This window comes from Comamonas sp. FUJ_7, from assembly GCF_057369555.1.
On sequence record NZ_JBXXZI010000007.1, the window covers coordinates 129,371 to 155,480 of the forward strand.

A 26,110-nucleotide genomic window follows, 5' to 3' on the forward strand; every position below is an offset into this window, starting at 1 on the left:
TCTCGTTTTCCGACCCGTGTTCCATTCAATCTAAGTAGCCATGGCAAACCATTTCGATCTTGAAGAACAAGAGCAAATCGAGCAGCTCAAGCATTTCTGGAGTTCCTGGGGAACCTTGATCACCAGTGTTCTGTTGGTCGTCTTTTTGGGGCTGGCTGGCTGGAATGGCTGGCAGTACTGGCAAAAACGCCAGGCTGTTCAGGCTTCGGCACTGGAGTTCGCTGTCGATGAGGCGCTGACAGCCAAGGATGCAGGCCGTGCAGACCAGGCGTTTGAAGAGCTCAAGGAAAAATACGCCGGCACGCATCAGGCGGCTCAGGCTGCTTTGCTGATGGCCAAGGCCTCGGTAGAGGCTGGCAAGCTTGACGATGCCAAGGCTCAGTTGAGCTGGGTGGCGGAAAAGGGTGATGAGAGCTTCAAGGCTCTGGCTCGTCTTCGCCTGTCGTCCGTGCTCGAGCAGCAGAAGAACTATGACGAAGGCCTGAAGGTGTTGGAGGCAGCCATGCCTGAGTCGTTTGCAGCCTTGCAGGCAGACCGTCGTGGTGACTTGTACGCAGCTTTGGACAAGAAATCTGAAGCCATTGCGCAATACCAGACTGCCTTCAAGGCGCTGGACAAGGATCTGGACTATCGTCACCTGGTGGAATTCAAGCTCAATGCGCTGGGTGTGGCTCCTGAAACGGTAGCCCTGGTGAAGACAACGCCGACGGAGAACTAATCTTGAAGACTTTTGCCCATCAAGTGAAATCCGCTGCACCCGCAGCGCAATCTGCAGCCCGAGCGCTGATGCTGACGGTCGTGGCGGCATCGCTGGCCGCTTGCTCGATGTTCGGCGGCAAGGACAAGCCCAAGCCTCTGGATCTGGGGCCTAATCCGGGCAAGATCGCTGTGCATCAGGCTTGGTCGGTCAAACTGGGCGCTGCAGTGCCTCTGGCCATGCCGGCTCTGGTTCAAGGCAATACCGTTACCGTGGTAACCAAGGATGGCAGCGTGACCACGCTGGATGGCAGCACAGGCAGCCAGGTGGGTAAATTTAGTGCAGGTGAGCCGCTGACCACGGGCGTTGGTAGTGATGGGCAGCGTACGGCGGTAGTTACGCGCAGCAACCAGCTCATGGTGTTTTCCGAAGGCAAGCAGCTGTGGAAGAGCCATTTGACCGCTGCTGTCTATACGCCGCCTTTAGTGGCCGGTGGTCGTGTGTTTGTGATGGCAGCTGACCGATCCTTGGCTGCGTACGATGCCATTACGGGGCGTGAGTTGTGGTCGGTTGAAGGCCCCAGCAATGAACCGCTTATTTTGCGCCAGCCCGGCGTTTTGCAGGCCGTTGGTAATAATCTGGTCGTAGGTGTCTCGGGCCGTTTGGCAGGTGTGGATCCTGATAACGGAGCCGTTCGCTGGATGGCGCCCTTGGCAGCTCCGCGTGGTACCAATGATGTGGAGCGACTGGTGGATTTGGTCGGGCCTGTCAGTCGGGTGGACAGCAGCATTTGCGCACGAGCCTTCCAGGCCACTGTGGGGTGCGTGGATGTGAGCACGGCCAATGTGCGCTGGACTCAGACTGCCAAGGGCAGTGAAGGCGTAGCGGGTGACGAGCAAGCCGTGTTTGGCGCCGAAGGCAATGGCACGGTTCAGGCGTGGAGCCGAGCAGATGGTCAACGACTGTGGTCCATCGACAAGCTGCAGTACCGCAAGCTGACCGCGCCGCTGGTGCTGGGCCGCTCGGTGGTGCTGGCTGATGATTTGGGGACTGTGCACATGCTGTCGCGCGAAGATGGCTCTGCATTGGCCCGTTTGCAAACTGACAAGGCGGGAGTCGCCACTGTGCCGGTTGTGGCTGCCAATACTCTGGTGGTCGTTAGCCGTAGCGGAACGGTGTATGGCTTCAAGCCTGATTGATAGATTGTTTTTGGAATGAAGCCAGTTATTGCCCTGGTAGGGCGCCCGAATGTGGGCAAGTCGACGCTGTTCAACCGGCTCACGAAGTCGAGGGATGCCATCGTCGCCGACTTTGCAGGGCTGACGCGTGATCGTCACTATGGTCAAGGTCGTCAGGGCAAGCACGAGTACATCGTTATTGATACCGGAGGCTTTGAGCCTGATGCATCACGTGGCATCTTCAAGGAGATGGCCAAGCAGACGCAGCAGGCAGTGGCTGAAGCCGATGTCGTGATCTTTGTGTTGGATGCCCGCGCGGGTTTGTCTGGGCAGGATCACGAAATCGGCAAATACTTGCGTCGCTTGGGCAAGCCTACCGTGCTGGTGGCCAACAAGGCCGAAGGCATGAAGGACGGTGTGCAGCTGACCGAGTTCTATGAGTTGGGACTGGGTGAAGTCATGCCGGTTTCTGCGGCTCATGGACAAGGTGTGCGCAGTCTGGTGGATGCCGCTCTTGGTCTGCTGAATTTGCCCGAGACCGAGGACGAGGCTTTTGGTGAAGAGGATCAAAAGCCGGTGCGCTTGGCAGTGGCGGGGCGCCCTAATGCTGGTAAATCCACATTGATCAACACCTGGCTGGGTGAAGAGCGCCTGGTGGCATTCGACATGCCGGGGACTACGCGTGACGCGATCACTGTTCCTTTTGAGCGTAATGGTCAGAAGTTTGAGCTGATCGATACCGCTGGCCTGCGCCGCAAGGGCAAGGTGTTTGAGGCCATCGAAAAGTTTTCGGTGGTCAAGACGCTGCAGGCGATTGAGGGTGCCAATGTGGTGGTGTTGCTGATTGATGCCACACAAGGGGTGACGGATCAGGATGCGCACATCGCTGGCTACATTCTGGAGAGTGGCCGTTCGGTGGTCCTGGGGATTAACAAATGGGATGCGGTTGACGACTACCAGCGCCAGATGCTGGAGCGCTCTATCGAGACACGTCTGTCATTTCTGAAGTTCGCTCCTTTGCATTTCATCTCTGCGCAAAAGCGTCAGGGTTTGGAGCCTTTGTGGAAGTCCATCATTCAGGCGCATCGTGCTGCGACCTGCAAGATGCCTACGCCAGTGCTGACGCGCATCTTGCTGGAAGCCTTGCAATTTCAGACACCCAAGAAGGTGGGGGCTTACCGTCCTAAGATGCGCTACGCCCATCAAGGCGGTATGAATCCTCCGATTATCGTGATCCACGGCAATTCATTGGATCTGGTTACCGATGCCTACAAACGTTTTCTAGAAGGGCGCTTTCGCAAGGAGTTCAATCTTGTCGGAACCCCGTTGCGCATCGACTTGAAAACCTCCCATAATCCTTACGCCGACAAGGATTAATAGCGGGTTTTCATAGGTCAAGGGAAAACCCTTTTCAAGGTTTTTCTCGCCTCCTGTGGTAACGTGTCGATTTACAACAACACTCTTCGAACACGGAGAATATCGTGAGCAATAAAGGTCAACTCCTCCAAGATCCGTTCCTGAACGCACTGCGTCGTGAACATGTGCCTGTTTCCATTTATCTGGTGAACGGTATCAAGCTGCAAGGCCAAATCGAGTCGTTTGACCAATATGTGGTGCTGCTGCGCAACACCGTGACACAAATGGTTTACAAGCACGCCATTTCCACCATCGTTCCCGGCCGCGCCGTGAACTTCTCGGCCGCTCCTGCGGCAGACGGCGACGCTGCTGCCTAAGCTTTTGCGTCCATGCATGCCACGCCGGTTGATTCGGCGTGGCTTATTACCTTACGGGACAGGTATTTGAGTTCTGAATCCTTTGAGCGTTCCGCGTCGGCGCCAGTGTTGCTGGTCGGCGTGGATTTTGGCGTTCCCCATTTTGACGATGAGCTGGAAGAGTTGGGCCTTTTGGTTCAGACTGCTGGCTTGCAACCTGTAGCGCGTTTGATCTGCAAGCGCAAAGCTCCCGATCCCGCTTTGTTTGTAGGCAGCGGTAAGGCGGATGAGATCCGCATGCTGGCTCAGATGCATGGGGCCAAAGAGGTCTGGTTCGACCAGGCTCTGAGTCCTGCTCAGCAGCGCAATCTGGAGCGCCATATCCAGATGCCGGTCAATGATCGGACCATGCTGATCCTGGAGATCTTTGCTCAGCGTGCACGTAGCCACGAAGGCAAGTTGCAGGTTGAGTTGGCTCGCTTGCAGTACATCAGTACGCGCCTAGTGCGGCGCTGGAGTCACCTTGAGCGTCAGGCCGGTGGTATTGGTGGTCGCGGTGGACCTGGAGAAAAGCAGATTGAGCTGGATCGCCGCATGATTGACGAGGCCATCAAGCGCACCAAGGAGCGACTGAAAAAGGTCAAGAAGCAGCGTGCGACACAGCGTCGCCAGCGCTCGCGCCGGGATGTTTTCAATATTTCGCTGGTTGGTTACACCAATGCTGGCAAATCCACGCTGTTCAATGCCATGGTGAAGGCGCGAGCCTACGCTGCGGACCAGCTGTTTGCTACCTTGGATACGACCACCCGGCAAATGTATTTGACGGACGCCGAGGAGTCGGTTTCTCTGTCGGATACCGTCGGCTTTATTCGCGACTTGCCGCACGGTCTGGTGGATGCTTTCCAGGCCACCTTGCAGGAGGCCATTGATGCCGATCTGCTACTGCATGTCGTGGATGCATCGAATCCCGGCTTCCCGGAACAAATTCAACAAGTTCAAAAAGTTCTGGGTGAAATCGGGGCCGATGATGTGCCTCAGATTCTGGTCTTCAACAAGCTGGATGCCATTGAGCCCGAGCGTCAACCTGCTGCATTGCAGGATACGTACGAGCTGGATGGTGTTGCAGTGCCTCGCGTGTTTGTCAGTGCTCGTTCCGGGCAGGGGCTGGCACAGCTGCGGCAGTTGTTGGCTGACCGGGTTTTGCAGGTACGAGAAGAGGCGGCACGCGAAGCGGTTGAGGGGCAGGATCATGTATCCTGGATGTCCCCTGACAGCGACGCGCAATACTAGGGGCTTGTGCCCCTATTGGGCACAATGCTTGCCATGGTCCATGTCTTTTTGAAAACGCAGAGACGTCTCGCATGAATTTTTCACAACGCGTACATCGCCTGGCGGTGTTGCCGCAACGCATTCGCGGGATGTTCAACTTGAACGACCCGCGCTGGGGGCGTGGCGACAATAACAATGATGAGGGTGCCAAGCCTGAAAGCTCTGGCTCCGAAGGAGAGCGCCCTATGCCTCCTCCTGCTCCGGAGCAGCGTCCTCGTCCTTCTTCTTCCTCGCAGCAAGGTCAACCGCCTGATTTGGAAGAGGTATGGCGGGATCTCAACCGCAAGCTCTCAGGCTTGTTTGGCGGAGGCTCGGGCAATGGCCGAGGTGTGCCGCCTAGCCGTGGTGGAGGCCAGCCGACAGAACCCTTCAATCCGGGCAAGGGCGTCTTCCTGATTGCTGGTGTGGCTGTGCTGATCTGGCTGGGTACCGGATTCTTTATCGTGCAGGAAGGCCAGCAGGCCGTCATAACGCAATTCGGTAAATACAAGAGCACCGTTGGCGCTGGCTTCAACTGGCGTCTGCCTTACCCGTTGCAAAAGCATGAGTTGGTCTATGTTTCGCAAATCCGCTCTGTGGATGTGGGCAGCGACAACATTGTGCGTAGCACCGGTTTGCGTGAATCGGCCATGCTGACTGAAGACGAAAACATCGTCGAAATCAAGTTTGCTGTGCAGTACCGTCTTAATGACGCACGTGCATGGTTGTTTGAAAGCCGCAGTCCTTCAGAGGCCGTGATTCAGGTTGCTGAATCTGCTGTGCGGGAGGTGGTCGGCAAGATGCGCATGGACACTGCTCTGGCAGAAGAGCGCGATCAGATTGCTCCGCGTGTCCGTGACCTGATGCAGTCCATTTTGGATCGCTACAAGGTGGGCGTTGAAGTCGTGGGCATCAACATGCAGCAAGGTGGTGTGCGGCCACCCGAGCAGGTGCAGGCTTCGTTCGATGATGTGCTCAAGGCTGGTCAGGAGCGTGAGCGTGCCAAGAATGAAGCTCAGGCTTATGCTAATGATGTGGTGCCACGTGCCTCGGGTACTGCCGCTCGCCTGGCTGAAGAGGCGCAGGCCTATAAATCCAAGATTGTGGCCCAGGCACAAGGTGATGCCGGACGCTTCAGCTCGCTGTACGCCGAGTATCAGAAGGCGCCTCAAGTCACCAGAGACCGTCTTTACATCGATGCCATGCAGCAGGTATATACCAACGTGACCAAGGTCATGGTGGAGTCGCGTCAAGGCTCGAATCTGCTGTATTTGCCTTTGGACAAGATCATGCAGAACGTGGGTGGTCATGTCGCAGCGCCTGCAGCATCTGGCGATGCAGCAGCGAATACCGCAGCGCCTGCGGCCAATGTGCGCTTAGCACCCAACCCCGCAGGTGACGCCCGTAGCCGCGATGCGCGCAGCCGTGACCGCGACGCACGCTAGGAGACAACGCAGTGAATCGAATTGGATTTTTTGTCACCAGCATTCTCGTGGTGCTGGCCTTACTGAGCTCCACCCTGTTTGTGGTAGATCAGCGTCAGTTTGGTGTGGTCTATGCTCTGGGGCAGATCAAGGAAGTGATTACCGAGCCAGGTCTTAACTTCAAGTGGCCGCCGCCTTTCCAGAACGTGCGCTACATCGACAAGCGACTGCTGACGCTCGATAGCACAGACACCGAGCCCATGCTCACTGCTGAAAAGCAGCGCGTGGTCATCGACTGGTATGTGCGTTGGCGCATTTCCGAGCCATCGGAATACATCCGCAACGTGGGCCTGGATGAGTCCGCTGGTGCCATGCAGCTCAATCGAGTGGTGCGAAACGCCTTCCAGGAAGAAATCAACCGCCGCACCGTGCGCGAATTGCTGTCTTCCAAGCGTGAAACGCTGATGGCCGATGTCAAGCGTGAGGTGCTGGAGGCGGTGCGTGGTGCCAAGCCCTGGGGCGTGGATATTGTGGACGTGCGTATCACCCGCGTGGACTACGCCGAGACCATTACCGAGTCCGTCTATCGCCGCATGGAGGCCGAGCGTAAGCGCGTAGCCAACGAGTTGCGCTCTACCGGTGCTGCTGAAGGCGAAAAGATTCGCGCCGAGGCCGATCGTCAGCGTGACATCACCATTGCCAACGCCTACCGTGATGCCCAGAAGATCAAGGGTGAGGGCGATGCCGAGGCGGCGCGTGTCTATGCCGATGCCTTTGGTAAGGATCCGCAGTTTGCGCAGTTCTATCGCAGCCTGGACGCCTACAAGGAGAGCTTCTCCAAGAAGAGTGATGTGCTGGTGCTGGACCCCTCGCAAACCGATTTCTTCAAGGCATATCGCAGCGGTGGATCTGCTGGCAAATAAGCGCTGATTGCGATAAACACAATGGCCCCTTGAGGGCCATTGTTTATTGGGGGATGGTTATGGATTGGATGGGTTCTCTGGGGCTGGCCATGGGGTTGCTGCTGGTGATAGAGGGGATGCTGCCCTTGCTGGCTCCACAGCGGTGGCGGCGTCTTTTCACGCAGCTGTTGGCGCTCAAGGATGGGCAACTGCGCTTTTGCGGCCTGCTCTGTATCGCAGCAGGGCTCATCACGCTGGCACTGCTGTAAATACCGTCGATACTGGCTAGGCCTTAGCGGTCAAATTGGGCGGAGTCGGCAAAGCCGGTAGAATCGCATTTTTAACAGCCTCCCCATTTCTCCATGTCCGCTTGGGTCCTGCCGGATCACATTGCCGATGTTTTGCCTTCCGAGGCACGGCACATCGAAGAATTGCGTCGAGGACTGCTCGATACTGCGCGCAGCTATGGCTATGAGCTTGTCATGCCACCCATGCTGGAGTATCTGGAGTCCTTGTTGACGGGTACAGGCGAAGCTCTTGCCCTTCAAACTTCCAAACTGATTGATCAGCTCTCTGGTCGCACCATGGGTCTGCGCGCCGATATGACGCAGCAAGTCGCCCGTATTGATGCGCACCTGCTCAATCGCAAGGGTGTCACCCGTCTGTGCTATTGCGGCCCCGTCGTTCATGCCCGCCCTGACCGCCCCCGTGCGACGCGCGAACCCTTCCAGTTCGGTGCTGAGCTTTACGGTCATGAAGGCCTGGAGGCTGATCTCGAAGCTCTGCATCTGGCGCTGGATTGCCTCAAGGGCGCGGGTGTCAAGGACATCATCGTGGACCTGGCGGATGTGCGCATTGTGCGCAGCTTGCTGGCAGGCGTGATGGCGGATGAGCAAGTGCTGCGCAACGTGCATGCGGCTCTGGCCTCCAAGGATGCAACCGAGCTGGACGCCCTGACCACCAATTTCCCCGAAGCCTCGCGCGAAGGCCTGATGGCGCTGCTGCAGCTGTATGGCGGCATGGAAGTGCTTGACAAGGCGGAAAAGGCTCTGGAGCGCACAGCTGGTGTGCGCGATGTGCTATCCCATTTGCGTTGGCTGGTGGGTCGGCTGGACGGTGTGAGGGTCAGCTTCGACCTGGCCGACCTGCGAGGCTACTCTTACTACAGCGGCACGCGCTTTGCGATTTACGTACCCGGAGGCAGCGATGCCTTGGTGCGCGGTGGCCGCTATGACGAAGTGGGAGCCGTGTTCGGGCGCAATCGTCCTGCTGCCGGCTTCAGTCTGGATATCAAACAACTGGTGGCAGTCGTGCCCGAGCGTCCGCTCAAGGCTGCCATTCGCGCTCCCTGGGGTGATGACGAGCAGGTGGCAGCGGCCATCTCCGCATTGCGCCAGCAGGGTGAAACGGTGGTCTGCGTGCTGCCAGGGCATGGAAGTGAAGTGGACGAGTTCCATTGCGACCGAGAGCTTGTCAATGTTGATGGGCAGTGGGTCGTGCGGGCCATTTAAGGCATTTGACTAATTCTTCGATTTATCGGATTGGAATATGAATACATCCAAAGGTCGCAATGTGGTTGTTGTCGGAACCCAGTGGGGTGACGAGGGCAAGGGTAAGCTGGTCGACTGGTTGACCGAAAGCGCCAATGGCGTTGTACGTTTCCAAGGTGGTCACAACGCTGGCCACACGTTGGTGATCAACGGCGTCAAGACAGCCTTGCACCTGATTCCCAGCGGCATCATGCGTCCCGGTGTGAAGTGCTACATCGGCAACGGTGTGGTGCTGGCGGTGGGCAAGCTGTTTGAAGAAATCGAAGGTCTGGAAAAGGCTGGCGTGCAAGTGCGTGACCGCCTGCGCGTCTCCGAGGCCTGCCCTCTGATTTTGCCTTTCCACGTGGCTCTGGACATGGGCCGCGAAGCCGCCCGTGAAAAGGGTGGCGTGCAGAAGATCGGCACCACCGGCAAGGGTATCGGCCCTGCGTACGAAGACAAGATTGCGCGCCGCGCCCTGCGCGTGCAGGACCTGAAGCACCCCGAGCGCTTTGCAGCCAAGCTGCGCGAGCTGCTGAACCTGCACAACCATATCCTGGTGAACGTGCTGGGTTCCAAGAACTTCGACTTCGGCGCCGGTCTGGCCCGCTACATGAAGGACGGCGAGATCCAGTTCGACGCGGTGTACGACGAAGCCATGCGCCACGCCGAGCTGCTCAAGCCCATGATCGCCGACGTTTCGCGTGAGCTGAACGAAGTGCATGCCCAGGGCGGCAACCTGCTGTTCGAAGGCGCACAAGGCACGCTGCTGGACGTGGACCACGGTACCTACCCCTATGTGACTTCGTCCAACTGCGTGGCCGGCAACGCTGCTGCAGGCGCAGGCGTGGGCCCCGGCATGCTGCACTACATCCTGGGCATCACCAAGGCGTACTGCACCCGTGTGGGCGGCGGCCCATTCCCTACCGAGCTGGACTGGGAAAAGGAAGGCACTCCTGGCTACATCATGTCTACCGTGGGTGCTGAAAAGGGCGTGACTACTGGCCGCTCGCGACGCTGCGGCTGGTTTGATGCCGCGCTGCTCAAGCGCTCGGCCCAGATCAACGGCCTGTCTGGTCTGTGCATCACCAAGCTGGACGTGCTGGACGGCATCGAAGAGCTGCAACTGTGTGTGGGCTACGAGCTGGACGGTGAAAAGATCGACCTGCTGCCCCTGGGCGCGGACGATATCGAGCGCTGCAAGCCCATCTATGAATCCATCCCCGGCTGGACAGACTCTACTGTGGGCGTGACCGAGTACGACAAGCTGCCTTTGAACGCACGTCGCTACCTGGACCGCATTCAGGAAGTGACCGGCGTGCCTATCGCCATGGTTTCGACCAGCCCTGACCGCGATCACACGATTCTGATGCACAACCCCTACAGCGCTGCATAAGCAGGGCCTAGGTTTCACTGAACTATCAAAGGAACTGTGCCCATGTTGACAGAAGACGGTAAGCACCTGTATGTGAGCTACGACGAGTACCACGGTCTCATCGAAAAGCTCGCGGTCAAGATTCACCAGTCCGGCTGGGAATTCGACACCATCCTGTGCCTGGCACGCGGTGGTCTGCGTCCCGGCGACATCCTGAGCCGTATTTTTGACAAGCCTTTGGCCATCATGTCCACCAGCTCTTACCGCGCCGAAGCCGGTACAGTGCAGGGCCATCTGGACATCGGCCGCTTCATCGCGACTCCCAAGGGCGATATCTCCGGTCGTGTGCTACTGGTCGATGACCTGGCCGACTCGGGCGCTACGCTCAAGGCCGTGATCGCCATGCTCAAGACCAACTACGCTCCGATCACCGAGCTGCGCAGCGCTGTGATCTGGACCAAGGGTGTGTCGACTTTCGAGCCCGACTACTCGGTGGACTATCTGGCGACGAACCCCTGGATTCACCAGCCTTTTGAAGGCTACGACACGCTGGACGCTGAAAAACTCGCGGAAAAGTGGAAGGTCTGAGCCTCTGGCCAGATCTGACAAAAAAGGAGCCCTCTGGGGCTCCTTTTTTTGCAGGAGCATGATGTTCATGAAAAGTGAGCATCATCCGCCCTCCAGTCATGGGCTTCAGATCGTTTTGAGGCTGAATTCCATGATTGGAGTGCGGACCAAGCTCCTTTTTTGATTACTAGTCTTGAGGTGAGCGGTGTCGGCAAATGGCGATGACCGCGGCATCAAGACAGGTCTGAATAACGGGTCAACGGATATTGGTGGAGGCCGCTGTGGCGCGGCTACACTGCATGGATTCTGAGAAGGTGGTGGTTGTGGGACGTCTTACTATTGGGCGCACTGGCGCCGCTGTGGCATTGATTGCGGGTATGGGTGCGGTGGTCTGGCTGGGCGCTTCTGCGCTGCCGGGATTCAAGTCTGAGGCACCGGAACCAACAGGGAGCGCAGCGCCTGCTGCGGCAGTCGTATCAAGCCCGGCCCAGCCTGCAGAGCCACCCGTGATCGCGAAATCCCCGCTCTCACAGGCGGAGTCTCCTGCCGTCATGCCCGCCCATGCCGCGCGTGCCGTGCAAGGCCCGACGCCTGTTTTTGTGCTCAATTCGCTGGATGCTTCCATCAGCGTGATCGACCCGCAGACATGGACGGAGCAGTCGCGCATTCCCACGGGCAAGGAACCGCACCACCTGTATCTGACGCCTGACGAGAAATCATTGGTGGTCGCGAATGCGCTGGGGGACTCGCTGACGTTGATCGATCCGCGCACAGGGGCCGTGCAGCGTGTGATCCGCGATATCGTCGATCCCTACCATCTGCGCTTTTCACCCGATATGAAATGGTTCATCACGGCGGCCAATCGCTTGAACCATATTGACTTCTATCGCTGGGATGAGGCTACGCAGACGCCCACACTGGTCAAGCGTGTCTCCACGGGCAAGACCCCCAGCCATTTGTTCATCGATGCGCAAAGCAAGACGCTGTACTCCACCATGCAAGACAGCGATGCCCTGGTGGCCATCGACATTGCCACCCAGACCATCAAGGCGCGCGTGCCGACCGGCCCCATGCCAGCAGATGTCTATGGCAGCCCCGATGGCAGCAAACTGTTTGTCGGACTGACCGGCGGTGATGGTGTGGAGGTCTTCGATATCACGGGTGCCGAACCTCGCAGCCTGGGTCAGATCAAGACGGCAGCGGGTGCACACGCTTTCCGTGCTGCGGGCGATGACCGTCATTTGTATGTGAGCAATCGCGTGGCCAACACCATCAGCAAGATCGATATGGTCAGCAGCCAGGTCGTTGCCAACTATCCAGCACCGGGTGGCCCGGACTGCATGGACGTTTCTGCCGATGGCCGCTACATCTTTGTGGCTTCGCGCTGGGCGCGCAAGCTGTCTGTGATCGACACGGTGGAGAAGAAGGTGGTCAATCAGGTCAACGTGGGCAAGTCGCCTCACGGGGTATGGACGCTCGCTCACGCCGCACGCTGAAACTACAGGTGACTTAGGAGAAGCGGATGCTGAGACGTCAATTTATGCTGGCGGGAGCTGGAGTCGCTGCTCCTGTGCTGGCTGCGGCCGCTGAAGCAGCAAAAAACATAGCTGTCGGTGAATGTGCCAAGCCGCTTTACCTGACTTTTGATACCGGGCACATGGGCATTGCTCAGTTCGTGGCTCAGGTGCTGCAAAAGCACAAAGTACCCGTCACTTTCTTTGCGGCCAACGAGGCGACGAAAGAGGGCGCAAGCAGTCTGGGCGACTTTTGGGCTCCCTGGTGGAAGGCCCGAGCAGATGAAGGCCATCAGCTGGCATCGCACACCTATGACCATATGTACTGGCAGGCCGATATTCGCGACAAGGCGACGGGGCAGGTCACACATTTCAAGGTCAGGCCCTCAGCCGGGCCGCGTGCGGGACAGAGCTTTGTGGTGTCTGCCGATGAGTACCGGCAAGAGATTGCACGCGCGTCCCGGCGCCTGCAGCAGATCACAGGGCACAAGCCGTTGCCTTTGTACCGTGCTCCGGGTGGCAAGACCTCGCCCGCACTGATCGCAGCAGCGCAGCAAGGGGGCTATCAGCATGTGGGCTGGGCGCCTGCAGGCTTTTTGGGTGATGAGCTGCCCAGTGAGAAATATCCCAACGAGCGCTTGCTGGCCCAGGCGCTGAAAAATATTCGCAGTGGCGATATCTTGCTGGCCCACTTGGGCATCTGGTCACGCAAGGAGCCCTGGGCTCCTGCAGTGCTGGAGCCGTTGATTACAGGCTTGTTGGGCAAAGGCTTCTGTTTTCGCACGCTGGCAGAGCACCCTGAATATCAGAGCTGGATTGCGCAGCACCGTTAAGGGCTGTTGAGGAGTAATTTGTGGACTGGTTAGTGCAGATGTTCGGACAAGTGCAGCAAAGCCTGTTTGAGGGGGTGGTCCAGCCATTTCTGTTTCACTTCGGCATGGCCAACCTGCTAGAGGATGGCTATGCAGCTACCGGCTGGCTGCTGGTGGGCTTGGTGCAAATCGCCATCATGGTGGCTGTCATTGTGCCGCTGCAACGTTGGCGGCCGGTGGAGCCCGTGGTGGATCGGCAAGCCATTCGCGTGGATATTCTCTACACGCTGATTCATCGACTGGGACTGTTTCGGCTGGGGCTGTTCTTTACGGTGGATCCGATGTGGAATGCCCTCATGGGCAAGCTCCATGTCTGGGGCATGCCGGGCTTTCACATCGACGACCTCTGGCCTGGAGTGACGGATAACGCCTGGATCAGCCTGTTGCTTTATCTGATCGTTTTTGATCTGGTGGAGTACTGGATTCACCGAGGGCAGCATGGCCTGGCCTGGTGGTGGAAGCTGCATGCCGTGCACCACTCACAGCGGCAGATGACGGTGTGGAGTGACAACCGCAATCATCTGCTGGATGACCTTATTCATGACTCCATCATCGTGCTGGTGGCTCAGCTGATTGGCGTAGCTCCAGGGCAGTTTGTGGCCATCGTGGCGCTGACCCAGCTCAGCGAGAGCTTTCAGCATGCCAATGTACGCATCTGGTTTGGTTGGCTGGGGGAGAGGCTCTGGGTTAGTCCTCGCTTCCATCGACGTCATCACGCCATTGGCATCGGCCATGAACCCATGGCGCCGGTGCGCAACAAAAAAGTACATGGCAACAATTTCGGCGTGCTTCTGCCTTGGTGGGACATGCTGTTTGGCACGGCCAACTTTGATCTGCGCTATGACCCGACAGGCATTCGCGACCAGGTGCAGCCCAATGCCAAAGGCCAGTTGCGTGATTACGGACGGGGCTTCTGGGCACAACAGTGGCTGGCTGTCCTACGGCTGATGGGTCGCGCATAAACCAATCCTTGAGTATGCTTGCCAGCATGAGCTTGTTACTTGATTCTTTCTGGCGTGCTCTTGCGTATTGCCTGCACAAGCGGGTCATTGTCTGGTCACTGCTGCCCTTGCTGACCATGGCCTTGATGGCTTGGCTGCTGGGCTATTTTTTCTGGGCTGATGCAGTCCTCAAGGTGCAGAGCCTATTGGAAGGAGTGGGCTGGCTGCACTCGATCTGGGTGTGGTTGCAGCAGCATGGGGTCGGCTATGCCTCCGAGGTGGTGGCCTCTATCCTGGTGGTCTTGGGGGCAATGCCTGTACTGGTCGTCTTTGTGCTCCTGCTGGTGAGTCTGTTCATGGCTCCCGTGTTGACACAGCTGGTGGCGGAAAAGCGCTTCCCGCGGTTGGAAAGAAAACAAGGCGGTTCTACTTTGGCCAGTCTGGTCTGGTCTGGAGGCTCGACTTTAATTGCCTTGGTGGCCTTGCTGGTGACCTTGCCTCTTTGGGTCTTCCCGCCGTTGATGCTGGTGGCGGCTCCGCTGATCTGGGGCTGGTTGACCTATCGCGTCATGGCTTTTGATGCTTTGTCTGAACATGCCAGCAAGGAGGAACGCCGAAGCCTGTTTGCCCGCCACCGCATCACGCTGATATTGATGGGCGTCATCTGTGGCTATCTGGGAGCGGCTCCCGGCATTGTCTGGGTTTCAGGGTTGTTGTTCTTGGCCGCTTTCTGGATTCTGGTGCCGATTGCCATCTGGATCTATGCCCTCGTATTTGCATTCTCTGCATTGTGGTTTGCGCATTTTTGCCTGGCTGCGCTGGAGCAAATGAGAGCACAGACTCCTCCTTTGCCAGTGGATCCCAAGGTTCCATTCGCTCCTGAGGCCGAAAGCTCTACTTCGCTGTCGCGCAAGCCTTAGCCGTATTTCTTGGCCGCATTTGGCCTGGCGCACATGCACCAAAACAGACTTCATCAAAAAATGCACCAACTCGGTGCATTTTTTTCACCAAAATGGTGCACTCAATAGAGGGTTGTGACAGTGAGACAATAAGAGCCTCTTTATTGCAGTTGATGGGCACGGCTTCGTGCATGACTTATGCCTCTTGCTGAATATGCTGTGTTCACAGGGCGGGCCAATCGTAGATTGCTCTTTATGCCACTTTTAGCAAGTTGGCATGCAAACTGCTAAGTACTAATTATCCTTTTTTGATCAGCCAAGTTGGCAGGAGAGATCTGATGGCGAAGACCGTTGCAGACGTGATGCAGATGGTGCAAGACAACGAAGTCAAGTTCGTTGACCTGCGCTTTACCGATACCCGCGGCAAGGAGCAGCACGTGACTGTGCCTGTGTCGCACTTCGACGAAGACAAGTTCACCTCGGGCCATGCCTTTGACGGATCCTCCATGGCAGGCTGGAAGGGCATTGAAGCCTCGGACATGCAACTCATGCCCGACCCCAGCACGGCCAAGATCGACCCGTTTTTTGAAGAAACCACGCTGTTCCTGCAGTGCGATGTGATCGAGCCAGGTGATGGTAAGGCCTATGACCGTGACCCGCGCTCCATCGCCAAGCGCGCTGAAGCCTATCTGAAGGCGTCTGGCTTGGGTGATACCGCTTTCTTCGGTCCTGAGCCCGAGTTCTTTATCTTCGATGGCGTGCGCTGGAGCACGGAAGAGCACAACCCCTTCTTCGACATCCAAGAGTACGAAGCACCTTGGAGCACGGGCGCAATGTTTGACGGTGGCAACCGTGGCCACCGAAACCGCACCAAGGGTGGCTACTTTCCCGTGCCTCCTGTTGACAGCACACAAGATATGCGCGCAGAGATGTCGCTGCTGCTGGAGTCGCTGGGCATTCCTGTTGAAGTGTTCCACCACGAAGTGGGCGGTGCAGGTCAGAACGAACTGGGCACCCGCTTCTCGACGCTGGTCGAGCGTGCGGACTGGACGCAAGTACAAAAGTACGTGATCTGGAACGTGGCCAACAGCTATGGCAAGACTGCGACTTTCATGCCCAAGCCTTACGCTGGCGACAACGGCTCCGGCATGCACGTGCACCAGTCCGTGTGGAAGGACGGCAAGAACCTGTTCGCCGGCGACGGCTATGCCGGTCTGTCCGACTTCGCGCTGTACTACATCGGCGGCATCATCAAGCACGCCCGCGCCCTGAACGCCATCACCAACCCTGGCACCAACAGCTATAAGCGTCTGGTCCCTGGCTTTGAAGCGCCCGTGAAGCTGGCTTACTCGGCCAAGAACCGCTCTGCTTCCATTCGTATTCCTTACGTGAGCAACCCCAAGGGCCGCCGCGTGGAAGCACGCTTCCCCGATCCACTGATGAACCCCTACCTGGGCTTCGCAGCGCTGCTGATGGCGGGTCTGGACGGCGTGGAAAACAAGATCCATCCCGGCGAAGCTGCGACCAAGGACCTGTACCACCTGCCTCCCGAGGAAGACAAGCTGGTGCCCACCGTCTGCCACAGCCTGGATCAGGCTCTGGAAGCTCTGGACGCCGACCGCGCCTTCCTGACCAAGGGGGGGGTGTTCAGCGACTCCATGATTGACGCCTACATTGAGTTGAAGATGGGTGAAGTGACTCGCCTGCGCCAGGCAGTGCATCCTGTTGAATACGATATGTACTATTCGCTGTAAAGCGAGAATGTCAAAAGGCGGCGCAAGCCGCCTTTTTTGTGTCCTGAGCGTGCTTGAGGTACCTCAGCAAAGGAACCAAACGGTTCGATGGCAATCAAGTAGTCAATAAAACTTGCAAGCTTGGAGCGATACTCGTGATGTCGCGGACTTGCACTCATCGTCTGCTTGAGAGGACTGAATGAAAAATTTTTATGTGTTGTCGTTGCTGGTTGTTGCCTCCGGAGTGAGCTCTGCTCAGGAAGTGATTTACCGCTGCGGCAATGAATACACCAACAACGTCTCGCAGGCGAAGGCCAAAGGGTGCAAGCCGGTCGACGGCAGTGGCGTGACGGTGATTCATGGAACACGCTCTTCGGCAGCCAGCTCCGGCCAGGCTGCCACCACCCCGGTGAAACCAAGATCTACCAACAGCTCTACTGCTGCACCGGCGCCTGTACGCAGCGACAATGCCGCGCAGAAGGCCAGGGACTCCGATGCCCGTGCTATTTTGCAAAGTGAGCTGAACAAGGCCCAGGCAAGGCTGAATGAGCTGAAGGCTGAGTACAACGATGGCAACCCGGTGCGCACCGCTTTGGAGTTGCGCAATCCTCAGGGCTACCCGGAGCGGGTGGCTGCTCTCAAGGCTGATATCACCCGCCAGGAAGCCGATGTTGCCGGCATCAAGCGCGAACTGGACCGGCTGCCTGCCGCTAACTGACGCGGTCCTGGGGGCCGCGCATTCTGGACTATTGCATGAGCTTTGCAGCTGCCCCATCTCCCGCTCTTGTCCTCACTGATTTGGACTGGGCAGATGCCCAGGGCTATCGCTCACTGGACTGGCTTTGCACGCTGATTGCTGTGCTGGATGAGCATGGCTCGGTGCGTTTTGTGAATGCCGCACTGGAAAATGCTTTGGGGCAATCTCGCCGGACCTTGAGCGGAAGTGACTTCGCCGCATGTTTTGTGGAGCCAGCCTTGCTGGACAAGGCGCTCAGCGGGGCGCGCTCGAATGATTTTGCAGCTCTTCGCTTCGAGGCCAGTCTATTGCGTCTTGGTCAGGACGCATTGCCTATCCACGCAGCGGTTTCTTTGGCCGAAAAGGCGGGCCATGTCATGGTGGAGATGTGGCCGCTGGAGCAGCAGGCCCGTCAGGACCGCGAAGAGCGCATCCGTGAGCAGGCCCAGGCGAACAAGGAGCTGATTCGCAATCTGGCGCACGAAATCAAAAATCCGCTAGGCGGTATTCGCGGCGCCGCACAGTTGCTGCAGATGGATCTGGAGACGCCGGAGCTGACGGAATACACGACAGTGATCATTCATGAGGCGGATCGCCTGCAGGCGCTGGTGGACAGGCTGCTCGCACCACACCGCCAACCTCATGAGGTCGGAGACGTCAATATCCATGAAGTCTGCGAGAGGGTGCGCTCCTTGGTGCTGATCGAGCACCCTCAAGGCCTCAAGATCACGCGCGACTATGACATCTCCATTCCCGAATTTCGCGGTGACAGTGCCCAGCTGATCCAGGCTTTGCTCAATATTGTTCAGAACGCAGCCCAGGCACTGGGGCAGCGTATTGCAGACGGTGATGCAGAAATCATTTTGAGGACACGAGTGGCCAGACAGGTGACTTTGGGGCGAGAGCGCCACAGACTGGCACTGGAATTGCATGTCATTGATAACGGAGCAGGCGTGCCCGATGTCATCAAGGAGCGAATTTTCTATCCTCTGGTGTCTGGGCGAGATGGTGGATCCGGTTTGGGGCTGACGCTGGCGCAGACCTTTGTGCAGCGTCATCATGGACTGATCGAGTGTGAGAGTCAGCCGGGGAGGACGGATTTCCGGATTCTGATTCCTCTGCCATAAAGCCTGCCAACATCAATATGCAGAAAAAGGAAAGGGTGTTGCACGAATGAAGCCAATCTGGATTGTGGACGACGACCCTTCCATTCGCTTTGTGCTGGAAAAGGCACTGGGGCGAGAAGGCTGGCCCATTCGCAGCTTTACGCAGGCGCGTGATGTACTCAAGGCCCTGGCGGATGTAGACAGCAGCGATCCGGCAAGGCAAGCCCCCCAAGTGCTGGTCAGCGATATCCGCATGCCAGGAGGCTCGGGCCTTGAATTGCTGGAGCAGGTCAGAGCCCAGCAGCCTGGCCTGCCCATGATCATCATGACGGCGTATTCGGATCTGGACAGTGCTGTCTCGGCTTTCCAGCGCGGAGCATTTGAATACCTGCCCAAGCCCTTTGATGTGCCCAAGGCAGTGGAGCTCATACGGCGCGCCGTGGAGGAAAGCCAGCGTGAGGAGGTGGTCGATATACAGGCACCTGTGCAAGCAGAAATGTTGGGGCAGGCTCTTGCCATGCAGGATGTGTTTCGCGCCATTGGCAGGTTGAGCCAGAGCCAGGTGACGGTGCTCATTACCGGAGAGTCTGGTGCAGGCAAGGAACTGGTGGCGCGGGCACTGCACAAGCACTCTCCCGTTGCAGGAGGGCCGTTTGTTGCTATCAATACCGCAGCTATCCCAAAGGATCTGCTGGAGTCCGAACTCTTCGGGCACGAGCGCGGTGCTTTTACCGGAGCACAGACCCAGCGCCGCGGACGGTTTGAGCAGGCCGAAGGCGGAACGTTGTTTCTCGATGAAATCGGTGACATGCCGTTCGAGCTGCAAACGCGTCTGCTGCGCGTGCTCTCCGACGGACATTTCTACCGGGTGGGCGGGCATCAGGCCGTCAAGGCCCATGTGCGGGTGATTGCAGCGACGCACCAGGATCTGGAGTTGCGTGTCAAGGATGGAGTCTTTCGTGAAGACCTGTTTCACCGCTTGAACGTCATTCGTTTGCGCTTGCCGGCATTGCGTGAGCGCAGGGAAGATATCCCTATGCTGACCCAGCACTTTTTGCAGCAAAGCGCACGTCAGCTCGGGGTGGAGCCCAAGCGGATGAGCACCATTGCCATGGAGCGGCTTCAGACTTTCAGCTTTCCAGGAAATGTGCGCCAGCTGGAAAACATCTGTCACTGGCTCACGGTAATGGCGCCCGCTCAGCAAATTGCACTCAAGGACTTGCCGCCAGAAGTCCTCAAGGAGGAGGCTGCACCGGAGGCCGCGGTGGAAAAGGGTGCATTGGGGCGGGCCGAGGCAATTGCCAGCACGGACTCGGCGGCATACGCTCATGCTCCTGTCTTGTCGAATGACACTCCCTCATCGTCCGAAGCCTGGCTGGAAGGCCTTGGCAAACAGGCGCAGGAGCTATTGGTGCAAGGCCATCACGATGTCTGGGATCAGCTGACGCATCAATTCGAAGCGCAGTTGCTGCGCACGGCATTGGCCGCCACGCATGGGAGACGGGTAGAGGCAGCAAGTCGCTTGGGCATTGGCCGAAACACGATTACCCGCAAGCTGCAAGAGCTTGGGCTGGAGAATGAAAACTTCGACTGAAAGCCTGGAGTGCCTGCTCACGCTTGGCTTCTTGGTTTTTCCTACAGCATGCACTCATGTCCGATGACGTGGGGGAAGGTTCCAGTGATGAAAAATCACCGGTTTGTCGTTTGCTGTACCCCCTGCCTTGGCTGTGTCTCTGTTGCCTTTTTCCGTTGTACAAGTCTCGAGCCTTGCTTGCTCAGGGGAGAGCGCGCTTTCTGACTTCACTGCCCACAGCGTCCACATGCCGGAAGCAGAAGTGCTGTTCTGGCGTGGCTGCTATATGTTGCAGCCTTACTTTGTTCCGGGGCGGGGTTTCGACCAGTATGAGCCTGCATATGAGCTGGGCTGGCAAGCTGCTATTCATAGTCGTAGGCGTGTCTCAGAGCCCGGGTCGGACTTTGATGCACTGGAGCTGCAGCTGCGCTTGCTATGGCCGCATCGCCAAGCAGCCAGCCTGCTGGACTGGGCTCAGGTCAGAGGGGCAGCTCACGCTGCCTGGCTGCGTGCTGTCGATGCTCGCCAGTCAGCGGCTCTCTGGCCTGAACTTTGGGGCAAGGCTGAAAAGCGGCGCATTGCCCACGTCTTGAGAGCGAGCCGGCAGTTCACTCGCATCACCCAGATATTCCTGGACAGTGCTCAGCCTGGCATGGCGGTGGATGCCTTGCGCCGTTTTGCGCAAGAGTCAGGCAGGTTAGAGCATGAGCTGGAGGCCTTGCTGGAGAGCGGTGGCGAATCCGGTCGCCCCTCTTTTGTGGATGGCAGAACAATCCTGCAATGGCTGCGGCAAGCTTGGGAAGCAAGCAGCTTGCGCGCAGCCTCTGCACGCTCATGGGGTGAAGTCTTGCAGCGCCTTCAGCTCTGGCTTGAGCGCACCGAGCGTGCCGCTCAGGAGTCGAGCTTACCAGCACCGGTTCTCAGGCTTCTCAAGCACCATGCGATGGTGCTGCGGGGCTATGCACAGGCTTTGCGCTGGCTGGGCCTGCCTAGTGATAGTGATGTGTGACCGCAGGGCTTGTCAGCCCAGGGTGACGGTGACAGGGGCGTGATCGCTGGGCTGCTTGTTCTTGCGAGGAGCACGGTCCACGCTGCAGGCGCTGACACTGCCTTTGAGCGCTTCGCTGACCAGAATGTGGTCGATGCGCAGGCCCCGGTTTTTTTGAAAGCCCAGCATGCGGTAGTCCCACCACGAAAAGCTTTTTTCGGGCTGCTCGAACATGCGAAAAGCATCGGTTAAGCCCAGCTGCAGCAGCTTCTGAAAGTGGTCGCGCTCTTCGACGGTGTGATGAATGCTGTCTTTGAGTCCGACGGGATCGTAGGAGTCCCGGTCTTCGGGAGCGACGTTGAAGTCACCTACCAGTATCAGGCGTGGATGCAGAGCCATTTGCTCCTTGACCCAGTCGTGCAGCGCCTGCAGCCAGCGCATCTTGTAGGCAAATTTTTCCGAACCCGGCTCCTGCCCATTCACAAAGTAGCCGTTGATCAGGCGTATTTCGCCGCTGGGGGAGTCTATGGTGGTGGCAATGATGCGGGCTTGCTCGTCGTCAAGGCCGGGGATGTTGCGAACCACATCGCGGCCGGTATCGCGCGTAATCCAAGCCACGCCGTTATAGGTTTTCTGGCCATGACTGACGGCCTTGTAGCCGGCCTCTTCAAAAGCCATGTGCGGGAACTTGTCGTCGGTGAGCTTGAGCTCCTGCAAGCCCAGGGCGTCCACAGGATTGGCTTGCAGCCAGTCCAGCACCTGAGGCAGTCGCACGGACAGGGAGTTTACATTCCACGTTGCAATTTTCATTTCAAAATCCTTTATTCATGAGAGCAGGCGCTGATGCGAAAACCAGGCCAAGGCCAGGCGCGCACTTCCAAGACGTCTGCCTTAGTCGTGCACTTGGGCAGGCTGCTCAAAATTCTCCGAGGCCGCCTGAGTGCCGTCGTCAAAGACCAGTACGCGCTCGGGCCAGCGCATGGCAGCCAGTTTGCTGCGTTGTTCGGGGTCGTTGCCGCGCAGGCGATCTAGCCAGCGGGCACCTACGGAGTAGTCCACGCAGAAGACGTTGCCGCGCAGGCCATGCCAGGACAGCGGCGGGGTGCCGCCAAACAGGTTCTCGAATTGAGAGCCATGTGCCGGAGCATCGGCAAGGTGCAGACGACGCCAGTAGTGACCAACGATGACCGCGGGGGCCTCGTCATAGCCATTCCACCAGCCCACGCGCTCGACAAAGCGCCATTTCCCGCCTGCGTAAAAAGGGTTGCGGCATTCGCGCTCCACACCGGCTGTCAGAACCTTGAGCGGGTTGACCATGGCCTTGCCCAGCTCGTTTTCGCTATGCGCAGGCATGAAGGGCGGCTCGTACCTGTGGTCTTCCAGGCTGTGCGGCCAACTGCGCTTTTCCTCACGCATGCGCTGCGCCACACACTGGGCAACAGATTTTTCTTTGGCGAGGTTCTCAAAGTGGTCGTACGAGGCTCGCGCGCTGCCGCTTGGCAACTGGCGGATCATGGCGATCTGTTCAGGGCGCCAGGCTGCGTGCACGACGCGCAAGTCTTCGCGCTCTAGGGCGATGGGCAATTGGGACAGGCACTCCAGCATGGCCGGTGTTTGCTCTGCCGGCATGCGGGCGAAGGGGGCGTACTTGGGCTGGTCGGAGTCAACACGGCTGTCGAAGAACCAGCCTGAGCCGTCCTTGGGGTCTTCGCGCAGCAGGTTGATCTCATGGTTGCCTAAAACGGCATGGGCCTTGCCGCAGACCAGCATGGCACTCACCAGTGCCAGAACGGAAGGGCTGTCGGGCCCTCGGTCGCAGAAATCACCAACAAACACCAGGCGTCGCCCTTCGGGGTGGTTGCCCTCCAGGTCGTAGCCCAGATGGCCCAGCAGTTGTACCAGGGCGGAGTATTCGCCATGGATGTCACCCACGATATCGAGGGAACCAGAGGGCAGGGACTGGACTAGGCTCATGGTGAGAAGGTCAGGCTTGCGGGTTGAAGTCGGAGGGCGATGACTGGGGTGCTGTCATGCAATGGGCAAAGGACGATGCCGCCATTGTTGCAATGCAGCACCCGATGGGCAAGCGCCAGGATGGCACGGCTGGGTCGCTTTCAAGTCAGTGGCCGGTGGTGCTGCCATGGTCGCGGCAAAGCGCCAGAAAGTGGCAAAACGCAGTAGTCAAGCAAGGCGCTCAAAGCGCACAAAACTGTAGGCCAGCCCTTTGGAAGAGACATGCTCGCTACGGCGCACCACCTTCCACTCGGCCCCCAGCTCTGGGGCAAAAGCATCGCCCTCATACTCTTGGCCGATTTCAGTGACTTCCACGACATCGGCCAGCGGCAGGGCCTGGGCGTAGATCTGGGCACCGCCCATGACCCAGACATCGGACGACAGCTTTTGCGCCAGCTCCAGAGCCGCCTCCAGGCTGCTGGCGCGTACCACCTGCTCAGAGGCGGGCTCGGGCTGCCAGTCAGGCTGGCGCGTGACGACGACATTGGTGCGGCCGGGCAGCGGGCGAAAGCGTACGGGCAATGAGTCCCAGGTCTTGCGCCCCATGACAACAGCGCAGCCTTGCGTCATTTCCTTGAAGTGGGCCAGATCCTCTGGCAGGTGCCAGGGCATGGTGTTGTCTTTGCCGATGACGCCATTGGCGGCCCGGGCGTAGATAAGTTGAATGGCCATACAGCTATCAATATAGAAGCTATTTGCGCTTGGTAGTCAAAGATTTCAGATAAAAAATATATTGAAATCAATGCGGGTCAAGCGCAGTCAGCTTTGATTTTTATAGTGCTAGAAAAGCGGCAAGCTTAAACCGCGACCGGCGCCTTGATGCCGGCATGGTGCTGATAGTCCAGCACTTCAAAGTCTTCGTACTCGTAATCGAAGATGGATTCGGGCTTGCGCTTGATATTCAGCGTCGGGTAGGCAAAGGGCTGGCGCGCCAGCTGGGTCTTTACCTGCTCGAAGTGGTTGTTGTAGATGTGGCAATCGCCGCCCGTCCAGATGAAGTCGCCCACTTCCAGATCGCACTGCTGGGCCAGCATATGGGTCAGCAAGGCATAGCTGGCAATGTTGAAGGGCACGCCAAGGAAGATATCGGCGCTGCGCTGATAGAGCTGGCAGCTGAGCTTGCCGTCGGCGACATAGAACTGGAAGAAGGCGTGGCAGGGCATGAGCGCCATCTGGTCCAGGTCGGCCACGTTCCAGGCGCTGACGATGATGCGGCGGCTGTCAGGGTTGTTTTTCAGGGTTTTGACGACTTCGGCAATCTGGTCGATATGCGTGCCGTCGGCTTTGGGCCAGCTGCGCCACTGCACGCCGTACACGGGTCCCAGGCTGCCGTCTTCGCGTGCCCACTCATCCCAGATGGTGCAGCCGCGCTCTTGCAGCCACTTCACATTGCTGTCGCCGCGCAGAAACCACAGAAGCTCGTTGATGATGGACTTCAGGTGCACCTTTTTGGTGGTGATCAGCGGAAAACCTTCACTCAGGTCGAAGCGCATCTGGTAGCCGAACACGCTGCGCGTGCCCGTGCCTGTGCGGTCTGTCTTGGAGACACCGTTCTCATACACATGGCGCATAAAGGCTTCATATTGACAGCGCACGGGGCGCAGAGCGGAGGTAGATGAGTTCATGGCGTGCTGCAGTCCTGGCAACGTGCACCAAAGCGCCGTTGCTCTTGAGATCTTGAGAGGGGTGTGGCCAGAGGCCACGATAACTGAAGTGTGCCATGGAGCCGCCCATTCGGTGAGCATGCAGGCAATGACCTTGAGGTCTTGAGCTGACCCAAAAAAGGGAGAGTATTGGCTTTAAGAGCTGTGTGACAAGAGTCGCGTCATGCCAGTAATGCCATGACGTGCTGTGCCGGCTTTGTTTGCTCAAAGCTGATGTCTGGGTAGAAGCGGCCTTCTACATGCGCACGATTGCGCCCTGCATTTTTTGCGCTGTAAAGCAGCTGGTCGGCCTGCTTGATTGCACCTTCGAGGTGGTGAGAAGTCTCCACGGAGGCGATGCCAAAGCTCAGCGTCAGCGCCGTATTCTTGGGCAGAACTTCATGGTCAAGACATAGCTCCTGGGCAATTCGGTCGGCCACTTGCTCGGCGCCCTGTAAATCGATCTTGGTCAGCAAGATCACAAACTCCTCGCCTCCAAAACGAGCAAGCAGATCTTCGTCACGCACAGCATCTTTCATGGTGCTGGCGACAAGTCGTAGCACCTCGTCGCCTTTGGGGTGTCCCCAGGTGTCGTTGATGTGTTTGAAGTGATCAATGTCGCAGGCCAGAACCGCCATAGGGTACAGGCGCGGGTCGGATAGGCGCTGTTGCGCCATTTCATGAAAGGCTCGGCGGTTCAGAATTTGGGTCAGTGCATCCGTGTCTCGCTCAATGCGCAACCGGACTACTGTTTCTCTGATGATGGCTGCTAGGACTAGGACGGTAAAAAACAGTGCAAAGAACAGAATACTCATGAGTGTCGTCATCCAGTAAGTGGAGTTCACGTACATGGCATCGTCCAAGCCGTTTTCTCCCAACAACTCCACCAGCATAGGGCGCAGCATCGTAAAAAAAACATAGGCCACGTAGCTTCCCAGAAGGGTCCGATCTAGCCAATCGCGGGTCAGGCTCTTCTGGATGGCAACAGGCACCGGCAGAAAAATAATCAAGGCAGCGCCGATGTTGAAAAAATACAGGCGCCCTTCAGGGTTGTGAGCCACCTTGGAAAAATAATACAGCGACGCCATGGTTACTCCGAATAAGATCCCTGCGGCCAAAGGGTAGGAGGGAACCTGGCGACGCTCTGAGAAGCTTTTGGAAAGGCTATAAGCGCCGAGCAAAAACAGCGAATTAACGAGCACGACGTAATGGTTGAGAACTTCAAACTTCAATACGCTGCGTAGGCTGATGGACACGGCCGTCAGTACAAAGGATGCGCTGAGCCAGAGCAGGAAGCGCTGTTGCCGCTGTGTCGCCCAGCAGACCACTAGTACGGCCGCCAGGAAAAGCAAAGCAAGTGACGGCATCAGCACATAGATGTAATCGTTGCTGGTATGCAT

25 protein-coding genes are annotated in these 26,110 nt (G+C 57.9%); 20 read left to right on the top strand and 5 right to left on the bottom strand.

Features of this window, described 5'->3' with window-relative positions:
* The first annotated feature begins 40 nt into the window (after positions 1-40).
* The 20 genes from AC2I9W_RS12230 (at position 41) to AC2I9W_RS12325 (ending at position 21,075) form a co-directional block, all read left to right on the top strand.
* A complete protein-coding gene (locus AC2I9W_RS12230) occupies positions 41-718 on the top strand; it encodes a YfgM family protein (protein ID WP_486410229.1) in 678 nt (225 codons plus the stop codon).
* Positions 719-720: 2 nt separating this feature from the next.
* The gene (gene bamB, locus AC2I9W_RS12235; protein WP_486410230.1) at positions 721-1,896 is read left to right on the top strand and encodes an outer membrane protein assembly factor BamB; all 1,176 of its coding nucleotides are present in this window, start codon (positions 721-723) and stop codon (positions 1,894-1,896) included.
* Between the two features lie 15 nt (positions 1,897-1,911).
* Positions 1,912-3,252 (top strand): ribosome biogenesis GTPase Der, encoded by a 1,341-nt coding sequence (gene der, locus AC2I9W_RS12240; RefSeq protein ID WP_486410231.1) that lies wholly within the window; start codon positions 1,912-1,914, stop codon positions 3,250-3,252.
* 104 nt (positions 3,253-3,356) lie between these two features.
* On the top strand, positions 3,357-3,608 hold the full coding sequence (gene hfq / locus AC2I9W_RS12245; protein WP_486410232.1) for an RNA chaperone Hfq: 252 nt from the start codon (positions 3,357-3,359) through the stop codon (positions 3,606-3,608).
* A 66-nt stretch (positions 3,609-3,674) separates the two neighbouring features.
* Complete coding sequence (hflX, locus tag AC2I9W_RS12250; RefSeq protein WP_486410233.1) at positions 3,675-4,877, top strand: GTPase HflX; 1,203 nt, start codon at positions 3,675-3,677, stop codon at positions 4,875-4,877.
* Positions 4,878-4,948: 71 nt separating this feature from the next.
* The gene (gene hflK, locus AC2I9W_RS12255) at positions 4,949-6,340 is read left to right on the top strand and encodes an FtsH protease activity modulator HflK (RefSeq protein ID WP_486410234.1); all 1,392 of its coding nucleotides are present in this window, start codon (positions 4,949-4,951) and stop codon (positions 6,338-6,340) included.
* A gap of 11 nt (positions 6,341-6,351) precedes the next feature.
* Positions 6,352-7,242, top strand: a complete 891-nt coding sequence (gene hflC / locus AC2I9W_RS12260; RefSeq protein ID WP_486410235.1) for a protease modulator HflC — start codon at positions 6,352-6,354, stop codon at positions 7,240-7,242.
* 59 nt (positions 7,243-7,301) lie between these two features.
* Positions 7,302-7,490 (top strand): DUF2065 domain-containing protein, encoded by a 189-nt coding sequence (locus AC2I9W_RS12265; protein ID WP_486410236.1) that lies wholly within the window; start codon positions 7,302-7,304, stop codon positions 7,488-7,490.
* Between the two features lie 93 nt (positions 7,491-7,583).
* Positions 7,584-8,732, top strand: coding sequence for an ATP phosphoribosyltransferase regulatory subunit (locus AC2I9W_RS12270; RefSeq protein ID WP_486410237.1), 1,149 nt, complete (start codon positions 7,584-7,586; stop codon positions 8,730-8,732).
* A gap of 37 nt (positions 8,733-8,769) precedes the next feature.
* On the top strand, positions 8,770-10,146 hold the full coding sequence (locus AC2I9W_RS12275) for an adenylosuccinate synthase (RefSeq protein WP_486410238.1): 1,377 nt from the start codon (positions 8,770-8,772) through the stop codon (positions 10,144-10,146).
* Between the two features lie 42 nt (positions 10,147-10,188).
* Complete coding sequence (locus tag AC2I9W_RS12280) at positions 10,189-10,713, top strand: phosphoribosyltransferase (protein WP_486410239.1); 525 nt, start codon at positions 10,189-10,191, stop codon at positions 10,711-10,713.
* A gap of 278 nt (positions 10,714-10,991) precedes the next feature.
* On the top strand, positions 10,992-12,188 hold the full coding sequence (locus AC2I9W_RS12285) for a YncE family protein (protein WP_486410240.1): 1,197 nt from the start codon (positions 10,992-10,994) through the stop codon (positions 12,186-12,188).
* A gap of 26 nt (positions 12,189-12,214) precedes the next feature.
* On the top strand, positions 12,215-13,039 hold the full coding sequence (locus tag AC2I9W_RS12290; RefSeq protein WP_486410241.1) for a polysaccharide deacetylase family protein: 825 nt from the start codon (positions 12,215-12,217) through the stop codon (positions 13,037-13,039).
* A 20-nt stretch (positions 13,040-13,059) separates the two neighbouring features.
* On the top strand, positions 13,060-14,040 hold the full coding sequence (locus tag AC2I9W_RS12295) for a sterol desaturase family protein (RefSeq protein ID WP_486410242.1): 981 nt from the start codon (positions 13,060-13,062) through the stop codon (positions 14,038-14,040).
* Between the two features lie 14 nt (positions 14,041-14,054).
* The gene (locus tag AC2I9W_RS12300; RefSeq protein WP_486410313.1) at positions 14,055-14,939 is read left to right on the top strand and encodes an EI24 domain-containing protein; all 885 of its coding nucleotides are present in this window, start codon (positions 14,055-14,057) and stop codon (positions 14,937-14,939) included.
* 317 nt (positions 14,940-15,256) lie between these two features.
* Positions 15,257-16,672, top strand: coding sequence for a type I glutamate--ammonia ligase (gene glnA, locus AC2I9W_RS12305; protein WP_158390837.1), 1,416 nt, complete (start codon positions 15,257-15,259; stop codon positions 16,670-16,672).
* Between the two features lie 178 nt (positions 16,673-16,850).
* Positions 16,851-17,369 carry a hypothetical protein gene (locus tag AC2I9W_RS12310; RefSeq protein WP_486410243.1) on the top strand — a complete coding sequence of 173 codons (519 nt, stop codon included), beginning with the start codon at positions 16,851-16,853 and terminating at the stop codon, positions 17,367-17,369.
* Positions 17,370-17,404: 35 nt separating this feature from the next.
* Entirely contained in the window at positions 17,405-18,514 is a 1,110-nt protein-coding gene (gene glnL, locus AC2I9W_RS12315; protein WP_486410244.1) for a nitrogen regulation protein NR(II), read from the top strand.
* Between the two features lie 46 nt (positions 18,515-18,560).
* On the top strand, positions 18,561-20,087 hold the full coding sequence (ntrC, locus tag AC2I9W_RS12320; RefSeq protein ID WP_486410245.1) for a nitrogen regulation protein NR(I): 1,527 nt from the start codon (positions 18,561-18,563) through the stop codon (positions 20,085-20,087).
* A 226-nt stretch (positions 20,088-20,313) separates the two neighbouring features.
* Positions 20,314-21,075, top strand: a complete 762-nt coding sequence (locus AC2I9W_RS12325; protein ID WP_486410246.1) for a hypothetical protein — start codon at positions 20,314-20,316, stop codon at positions 21,073-21,075.
* 12 nt (positions 21,076-21,087) lie between these two features.
* Here AC2I9W_RS12325 and xth read toward each other — a convergent pair whose 3' ends face one another.
* The 5 genes from xth to AC2I9W_RS12350 all read right to left on the bottom strand — a co-directional run bounded on the left by xth (position 21,088) and on the right by AC2I9W_RS12350 (position 26,110).
* The gene (gene xth, locus AC2I9W_RS12330; protein WP_486410247.1) at positions 21,088-21,864 is read right to left on the bottom strand and encodes an exodeoxyribonuclease III; all 777 of its coding nucleotides are present in this window, start codon (positions 21,862-21,864) and stop codon (positions 21,088-21,090) included.
* A gap of 81 nt (positions 21,865-21,945) precedes the next feature.
* Entirely contained in the window at positions 21,946-23,028 is a 1,083-nt protein-coding gene (locus AC2I9W_RS12335; protein WP_486410248.1) for a metallophosphoesterase, read from the bottom strand.
* 207 nt (positions 23,029-23,235) lie between these two features.
* On the bottom strand, positions 23,236-23,739 hold the full coding sequence (locus AC2I9W_RS12340) for a dihydrofolate reductase (RefSeq protein WP_486410249.1): 504 nt from the start codon (positions 23,737-23,739) through the stop codon (positions 23,236-23,238).
* 125 nt (positions 23,740-23,864) lie between these two features.
* Positions 23,865-24,692, bottom strand: a complete 828-nt coding sequence (locus AC2I9W_RS12345; protein ID WP_486410250.1) for a thymidylate synthase — start codon at positions 24,690-24,692, stop codon at positions 23,865-23,867.
* 200 nt (positions 24,693-24,892) lie between these two features.
* Complete coding sequence (locus tag AC2I9W_RS12350) at positions 24,893-26,110, bottom strand: GGDEF domain-containing protein (RefSeq protein WP_486410251.1); 1,218 nt, start codon at positions 26,108-26,110, stop codon at positions 24,893-24,895.

Coding starts and splice junctions, on each gene's coding strand:
- AC2I9W_RS12275 (WP_486410238.1), top strand. CDS start 8,770: ATGAATACATCCAAAGGTCGCAATGTGGTTGTTGTCGGAACCCAGTGG.
- xth (WP_486410247.1), bottom strand. CDS start 21,864: ATGAAAATTGCAACGTGGAATGTAAACTCCCTGTCCGTGCGACTGCCT.
- ntrC (WP_486410245.1), top strand. CDS start 18,561: ATGAAGCCAATCTGGATTGTGGACGACGACCCTTCCATTCGCTTTGTG.
- AC2I9W_RS12280 (WP_486410239.1), top strand. CDS start 10,189: ATGTTGACAGAAGACGGTAAGCACCTGTATGTGAGCTACGACGAGTAC.
- AC2I9W_RS12335 (WP_486410248.1), bottom strand. CDS start 23,028: ATGAGCCTAGTCCAGTCCCTGCCCTCTGGTTCCCTCGATATCGTGGGT.
- AC2I9W_RS12300 (WP_486410313.1), top strand. CDS start 14,055: ATGCTTGCCAGCATGAGCTTGTTACTTGATTCTTTCTGGCGTGCTCTT.
- AC2I9W_RS12285 (WP_486410240.1), top strand. CDS start 10,992: ATGGATTCTGAGAAGGTGGTGGTTGTGGGACGTCTTACTATTGGGCGC.
- AC2I9W_RS12310 (WP_486410243.1), top strand. CDS start 16,851: ATGAAAAATTTTTATGTGTTGTCGTTGCTGGTTGTTGCCTCCGGAGTG.
- glnA (WP_158390837.1), top strand. CDS start 15,257: ATGGCGAAGACCGTTGCAGACGTGATGCAGATGGTGCAAGACAACGAA.
- AC2I9W_RS12350 (WP_486410251.1), bottom strand. CDS start 26,110: ATGCATACCAGCAACGATTACATCTATGTGCTGATGCCGTCACTTGCT.
- der (WP_486410231.1), top strand. CDS start 1,912: ATGAAGCCAGTTATTGCCCTGGTAGGGCGCCCGAATGTGGGCAAGTCG.
- glnL (WP_486410244.1), top strand. CDS start 17,405: ATGAGCTTTGCAGCTGCCCCATCTCCCGCTCTTGTCCTCACTGATTTG.
- AC2I9W_RS12290 (WP_486410241.1), top strand. CDS start 12,215: ATGCTGAGACGTCAATTTATGCTGGCGGGAGCTGGAGTCGCTGCTCCT.
- AC2I9W_RS12265 (WP_486410236.1), top strand. CDS start 7,302: ATGGATTGGATGGGTTCTCTGGGGCTGGCCATGGGGTTGCTGCTGGTG.
- AC2I9W_RS12325 (WP_486410246.1), top strand. CDS start 20,314: ATGCCGGAAGCAGAAGTGCTGTTCTGGCGTGGCTGCTATATGTTGCAG.
- AC2I9W_RS12270 (WP_486410237.1), top strand. CDS start 7,584: ATGTCCGCTTGGGTCCTGCCGGATCACATTGCCGATGTTTTGCCTTCC.
- AC2I9W_RS12230 (WP_486410229.1), top strand. CDS start 41: ATGGCAAACCATTTCGATCTTGAAGAACAAGAGCAAATCGAGCAGCTC.
- AC2I9W_RS12345 (WP_486410250.1), bottom strand. CDS start 24,692: ATGAACTCATCTACCTCCGCTCTGCGCCCCGTGCGCTGTCAATATGAA.
- AC2I9W_RS12340 (WP_486410249.1), bottom strand. CDS start 23,739: ATGGCCATTCAACTTATCTACGCCCGGGCCGCCAATGGCGTCATCGGC.
- hflK (WP_486410234.1), top strand. CDS start 4,949: ATGAATTTTTCACAACGCGTACATCGCCTGGCGGTGTTGCCGCAACGC.